Annotated in this window: 7 protein-coding genes; 2 read left to right on the top strand and 5 right to left on the bottom strand. The window is 66.8% G+C overall.

All coding sequences use genetic code 11. The annotated features are described in order from the left end of the window. Positions 1 to 156 precede the first annotated feature (156 nt). Entirely contained in the window at positions 157 to 624 is a 468-nt protein-coding gene (locus tag ACFY2X_RS41410) for an Lrp/AsnC family transcriptional regulator (protein WP_389948988.1), read from the bottom strand. 120 nt (positions 625 to 744) lie between these two features. On the opposite strand from ACFY2X_RS41410, the gene ACFY2X_RS41405 reads away from it, so the two are divergent. Next, positions 745 to 1638, top strand: a complete 894-nt coding sequence (locus tag ACFY2X_RS41405) for a phenylalanine 4-monooxygenase (protein WP_389948985.1) — start codon at positions 745 to 747, stop codon at positions 1636 to 1638. A 159-nt stretch (positions 1639 to 1797) separates the two neighbouring features. Then, entirely contained in the window at positions 1798 to 2853 is a 1056-nt protein-coding gene (locus ACFY2X_RS41400) for a serine hydrolase (RefSeq protein ID WP_389948982.1), read from the top strand. Here the strand turns inward: ACFY2X_RS41400 and ACFY2X_RS41395 are convergent. The 4 genes from ACFY2X_RS41395 to pstC are packed head-to-tail and all read right to left on the bottom strand — an operon-like array spanning position 2826 to position 6211. After that, positions 2826 to 3545, bottom strand: coding sequence for a response regulator transcription factor (locus ACFY2X_RS41395; RefSeq protein ID WP_389948979.1), 720 nt, complete (start codon positions 3543 to 3545; stop codon positions 2826 to 2828). The two genes, ACFY2X_RS41400 and ACFY2X_RS41395, sit on opposite strands and share 28 nt — an antisense overlap. A gap of 23 nt (positions 3546 to 3568) precedes the next feature. Continuing rightward, entirely contained in the window at positions 3569 to 4348 is a 780-nt protein-coding gene (pstB, locus tag ACFY2X_RS41390; protein ID WP_389948976.1) for a phosphate ABC transporter ATP-binding protein PstB, read from the bottom strand. A gap of 13 nt (positions 4349 to 4361) precedes the next feature. Continuing rightward, the gene (gene pstA / locus ACFY2X_RS41385; RefSeq protein ID WP_389948974.1) at positions 4362 to 5237 is read right to left on the bottom strand and encodes a phosphate ABC transporter permease PstA; all 876 of its coding nucleotides are present in this window, start codon (positions 5235 to 5237) and stop codon (positions 4362 to 4364) included. Further along, the gene (gene pstC, locus ACFY2X_RS41380) at positions 5234 to 6211 is read right to left on the bottom strand and encodes a phosphate ABC transporter permease subunit PstC (protein WP_389948971.1); all 978 of its coding nucleotides are present in this window, start codon (positions 6209 to 6211) and stop codon (positions 5234 to 5236) included. Before pstC ends, pstA begins: the two co-directional genes overlap by 4 nt. Position 6212: the final 1 nt, after the last annotated feature.

Genomic DNA, 6212 nt, shown 5'->3' with positions numbered 1-6212 from the left:
GGTCGCCGCCGGACAATCATTGTGGGAAAGGCCATCCTTCGGGGTGGCCTTTCCTGCGTTTTGGGGGGTGTTCCCGGGGAACCGGGACACCCCCCTTTTTTTTCGGGTCTTTCCCCGGAGACCCCCAAGACAACGCCCTGCCCTTTTTTCGTGTGATCAGGCGTTCGGGGCGGCGCGGAGCAGCGGCTCGATCCGGTAAGGGATCTGGACGGACAGGGCGATCGTGGTGTCGGTGCGCTGGACCGCCGGAGAGGCCAGGATGCGAGCGATGATCTCCTGGAGGTCCGGCGTGCTGCGGGCGACCACGCGGCAGAGCAGGTCGGCCTGGCCGCTGGTGCCGTGCACCTCGAGGATCTCCGGAACGGACTGCAACGCCTGCACGGCCTCGGCCAGACGGCCCTGAGCTATCTGCAGGGAGACGAAGGCCAGGATCGGGTAGCCGACACCCTCGGGCGTGACCGTGGGGCCGAAGTCGGCGATGACGTTGCGAGCGGTGAGTTTCTCGACGCGGGCCTGCACGGTACCCCGAGCCACGCCGAGCAGGCGGGCGAGCTCGGTGAGGCCGATGCGGGGATGAGCGCGCATGGTCACCAGCAGGCGGCTGTCCAGGTCATCGATGGGCACCGCATCAGAGTAGGCGATACGACCAGTGGGAAACAGGTTTTACCGGGCGATCATGAGCAGATCGTGTAGTAAAACTGCTCGCTCTTGTCAACGATTCCGCGAATTGCTGTCATTTCATACATGTTCGAGGAAGCACAGTACTTCGCACCGGTGGCTACTCGTGACGACGGCACGGTCGAGGTCGAGCTCGCCGCGAGTCACCCCGGTTTCGCGGACCCGGTCTACCGGGCTCGCCGCAACGCCATCGCCGCGCTCGCGGTCGGGTACGTACCCGGTACACCGATCCCGACGGCCGAATACACCAGCCAGGAGCATGAGGTCTGGGCCCTGGTCAGCCGGGAGCTGGCGATCAAGCATCGTAAATACGCGACTGCGGAATACCTGGACGCGGCTGCGCGGCTGGGACTGCCCGAGGAGCGGATTCCGCAGCTGCAGGAGGTCGGTGACCTGCTGGAGCCGCTGACCGGATTCCGCTATCTCCCGGCTGCCGGACTGGTGCCGCTCCGCGACTTCTACGGCGTGCTGGCGGATGGTCTCTTCCACTCGACCCAGTACATCCGGCACCACTCCACGCCGCTCTATACGCCGGAGCCGGACGTGATTCACGAGGTGATCGGCCACGCCAACGCGCTCGCCTCGGATCGATACTCGCAGCTCTACCGCCTTGCCGGCGGTGCGGCCCGGCGCGTGGAGGGCGAGGAGGCGCTGGAGTTCATCTCGAAGATCTTCTGGTTCACCCTGGAGTTCGGCGTGATGATCGATCAGGGCGAACTGCGGGCCTACGGTGCGGGCATCCTGTCCTCCTACGGGGAGATCGAGGAGTTCCGTGGCATGGACATCCGGCCGCTGGACCTCGTCGCCATGGGCACGACCCAGTACGACATCACGAAATATCAGGATGTCCTCTTCCAGGCCGAATCGCTGGAGCACCTGGAAGACGTGGTCGGACAGTTCTGGGCGACCTGTGACGACGAGAGCATCGCCCGGCTGATCGCCGACGCCGACCAGAGCTGACCGCCGACCAGAGCTGACCGCCGGACCAGAGCCAGAAGCCCCGCCCGGCGTTCAAGGCTTGGATCTTATTCGGGCTAGGTTCCGCCCTGTCGTCTTCCGGCTTCGCTTTTCGGGATAGATCCCGATCATGCGTGACCGGAGGGGCGGTTGGGGCTCGTGATGAAACTGGTTTGTCGGGCGGCTGTGGCGGCGGCCGTACTGGCTCCCGTGGTGACGTGTGGCCACGCCGCCGAGGGCGAGACGGGCGAGACGGTGACTGGAATCGTCTCAGCAGCCGAACGGGCGGCGACGGCCGCCGGTGCCGCCGGGCGGGCGGTGGCGATCCCCGAGGACCTCGGGGATCCTGAGCCGCCGACCGTTCCCGCACCGCGGGCTTCCAGTTCACCGGCGTTGTCGGTCGTCCGGGAGACTCCCCGGCCGCCGGCGCCGCCGAAGGTCTCCGCCCCGGAACTCACACGCGTCCTCGACCGATTTCTCGCGCGCCACGGTGGCCGGGCGAGCGCCATGGTGCAGGACCTGGCCACCGACCGGGTCTATCGCTACCACCACGGTCTGCAGCTGCCCACGGCCAGCACATCGAAGGTCGATATCCTGATGGCGCTGCTGCTCAGGACACGATGGCGGGAGCTGAGCGAGCAGGACAAACACGACGCGAACCGGATGATCCGTTTCAGCGACAACGCGGCGGCCGACCGGCTGTATGAACGCATCGGCCTGGAGTCAGGTCTGGCCAGGGCCAACCGGAAGTTCGATCTCGAGCACACCTACACGCCGGCGGGCCGGTGCCTGAATCTCTACTGCTGGGGCATCACGCAGACCACCGCGGAGGACCAGGTCCGGTTGATCAGGGTGCTGGCGGGGGACGAGAGCCTTCTGGCCGAGAAGGACCGGGAGCGGGTGCTCCGGCTGATGGAAGACGTGACCCCCAGGCAGAAGTGGGGAATCAGCGCCGCGGCGTGTGAGGGTGGCCAGGTGTCGCTGAAGAACGGCTGGTTGCGACACGTGGCCAACCGGCGCTGGGCCGTCGTCAGCGCCGGGTTGATCCGGGAGCCTGGGCACGACTACGCCGTGGTGATCCTCACCGAGGACAGCCCGAGCATGAGGACGGGCGTCACCAAGGTCGAGGGCATGGCCAAGCGCATCCTGAACGCCTTCCGCGGCGAGCGAAGATGTGCGGCGAACGACCGTTACGCCGACTTGTCGATCAGCCGGTAGCCCACTCCACGCACGGTCTGGATCAGCTGGTCGTCGTTGTCGCCGAGGCGGGCGCGCAAGCGCTTGACGTGCACCGCGATCGTGTTGGTCGAGGTGGTGTCGGTGGAGTTCCAGACATGCCGCATGATCTGCTCGCGGGTGACCGTGCGATGCGCGTTGCGCATCAGGTAGTGCAGCAGCTCGAACTCCCGCAGCGGCAGATGGACGGTCCGGCCGTTCACCTTGACCTGGTACGCGTTCACGTCGAGCTCGACATTGCCGACCACCAGCGTCCGGCGAATCCCCGATTCGCCGGAGAACGCGGCCTGCACCAGGGGCAGGAGCTCGGGCACTCGGTACGGCCGGGCCACGCATGCGGTGGCTCCGGCCGCGAGTGCCTGGACGGCCTGCTCGGCATGGCCCTCACCCACACCGAGCAGGACTGGGATCGCCCGCGTCAGCCGTACGGCGCGGACGAACTCCACCGCCCCGATGACCGGCAGAGATGCGCTGACGAGTACGACATCAGGCTGGAGCGCCCCAGCCTGCAGCAGGGCTTGGGCACCGTCGGTCACGCCCGTGACTTCGACGCCCTCGCGTTCGAGGGCGCCGGACAGACCCTGGACCATGGCCGATTCTGGATCAGCCACCAGCAGCAGGGGTGCTGTCCGGGTGTCCCCGTTCACCTCGGGTGCCGACTGCGGCTGGATCACCCAGGTCCTCCAATATGGTCGGTTTATCCGAAGCGGCCGGTGATGTAGTCCTCGGTCGCTTTCTGGGTGGGGTTGGTGAAGATCCGGGAGGTGTCGTCCATCTCGATGACGCGGCCCGGCTGGCCCTGCCCCGCGAGGTTGAAGAAGGCGGTGCGGTCGCTCACCCGCGCGGCCTGCTGCATGTTGTGCGTCACGATGACGATCGTGAACTGGCTCTTCAGCTCGACCATCAGGTCCTCGATGGCCAGAGTGGAGATCGGGTCCAGGGCGGAGCACGGCTCGTCCATCAGGAGGACCTCGGGCTTGACCGCGATGGCCCTGGCGATGCACAGGCGCTGCTGCTGACCGCCGGAAAGGCCGGCACCGGGCTTGTTGAGCCGGTCCTTGACCTCGTTCCAGAGGTTGGCGCCCTTCAGCGACTCCTCCACGATGCCGTCGACCGAGGACTTGGAGGAGCGCTTGCCGTTGAGCCGGAGACCGGCCGCCACGTTCTCGTAGATCGACATCGTGGGGAAGGGGTTGGGGCGCTGGAAGACCATGCCGATCATCCGGCGCACCGACACCGGCTCCACGTCGGGGGCGTAGAGGTCCTCCCCGTCGAGCAGGACCTTGCCCTCCACACGTGCGCCGGGGATGACCTCGTGCATGCGGTTCAGCGTCCGGAGGAAGGTCGACTTGCCACATCCGGAGGGGCCGATGAAGGCGGTGATCGACTGCGGCTCGATCGTCATCGAGATGTCCTCGATCGCCTTGTGCTTGCCGTAGTACGCGTCGAGGCCGGAGACCTGGATTTGCTGGCTCATTTCGATATTCCTCCTATCGCCCTCTGGCCGGAGAGCGCCACCAGCTGATAAGGCGTGCCACCAGGTTGAGCAGCATGACGATCAGAATGAGCGTGAGCGCTCCGGCCCACGCGCGGTCGATGGCGGCGTCGGTCGGACGGCCCGCCTGGTCGAAGACGAAGAGCGGCAACCCCATCTGGGGCCCGTTGAAGGGGTCGCTGTTGATGGAGTCGGTGAAGAAGACCGTGAGCAGGAGCGGAGCCGTCTCGCCCGCGACACGGGCGATGGCGAGCATGACGCCGGTCGCGATACCGGTGAAGGAGGTCGGAAGGACGACCTTGACGATCGTCCGCCACTTCGGCACGCCCAGCGCGTAGGAGGCCTCGCGCAGGTCGTTCGGGACCAGCCGGAGCATTTCCTCCGCGGAGCGGACCACCGTCGGCATCATCAGGATCGACAGGGCCAGCGCGCCGGCGAAACCGGAGAACGGCATGCCCAGCGCCAGGACCCAGAAGGCCAGGATGAACAGGCCGGAGACCACCGACGGGATGCCGGTCATGACATCCACGAAGAAGCTGATCGCCCGGCTCAATCTGGTGCCCTGGCCGTACTCCACGAGGTAGATCGCGGTGAGCAGGCCGACGGGGATCGAGATGAGCGAGGCCAGCAGGACCTGCTCCAGGGTGCCGAGGATGGCGTGGTAGGCGCCGCCTCCCGCGTCCCTGGCGCCGATGTTGCGCATGGAGTGGGTCAGGAACTCCATGTCGAGCCGCGCGAAACCGTTTTTGATCACCATCCAGAGGACGGCGACCAGCGGCACCACGGCGATGGCGAACGCCAGGTAGACGAGCGACTGGACGAACCGGTCCTTGAGACGACGGCCCGTCGAGATGCGTTGAATCGCGGTCATGCGGCCGCCCCCGAGAATTCCTTGCGACGGGCGATGATCAGACGGGCGCCCATGTTCACGAGCAACGTGATGACGAACAGCACCAGACCGGATGCGATCAGCGCGCCGCGTCCGATCGGGGTGGCCTCGCCGAACCCGTTGGCGATGTTGGCGGCGATGCTGTTGCCCTGGGGCGTGAGGATCTGGAAGTCGATGCCGAACGTCGCGGGGAAGATGAGCGCGACGGCGATGGTCTCTCCCATGGCCCGGCCGAGGCCGAGCATCGAGGCGCTGATGACGCCGGGACGCCCGTACGGCAGGACCGCCATCCTGATCATTTCCCAGCGGGTGGCGCCGAGGGCCAGGGCCGCCTCCTCGTGCATTCTGGGTGCCTGGAGGAACACCTCCCGGGAGATCGCCGCGATGATCGGCAGGATCATGACCGCGAGCACGATCGACGCCGTCAGCATCGAACGGCCGGTGACGACGTCACCACCGAACAGCGGGATGAACCCCAGATACTTGTTGAGGAACTCGGAGGGACCCTGCATGAAGGGGACGAGGAAGACGACACCCCACAGGCCGTAGACGACACTGGGGACGGCGGCCAGCAGGTCGACGACGTATCCCAGGACCCCCGCCATGCGCCGGGGCGCGTAGTGGGAGATGAACAGCGCAACACCCACGGCCACCGGCACCGCCATGACCAGCGCGAGAGCCGCGCTCATCAGCGTGCCGAAGGCCAGGGCGGCGATGCCGAAGGACTGGCTGCCGTTCGGTTCCCACGTGGGAGTGGTGAAGAAACTGCCCTTGTTGGCCTGCAGGGCCGGGACCGCCTCGACGACGAGGAAGACGGCGATGGCCGCCATGATCGCCAGCAGGAGGATGCCGGCGGCCGTGGAGGCGTAGCGGAAGGGCACCTCACCTCGGCTGCGCCGAGAGGCGGACCGGCTCATGGCCGATCCGCCGTCACGGGTGCGAACTGGAGTCGCCATA

It is taken from the genome of Streptosporangium sp. NPDC000396, from assembly GCF_042898655.1.
GTDB lineage: Bacteria > Actinomycetota > Actinomycetes > Streptosporangiales > Streptosporangiaceae > Streptosporangium.
The sequence above is the reverse complement of the archived record's forward strand: the minus strand, read 5'-3'. Positions and strand labels throughout refer to the sequence as shown.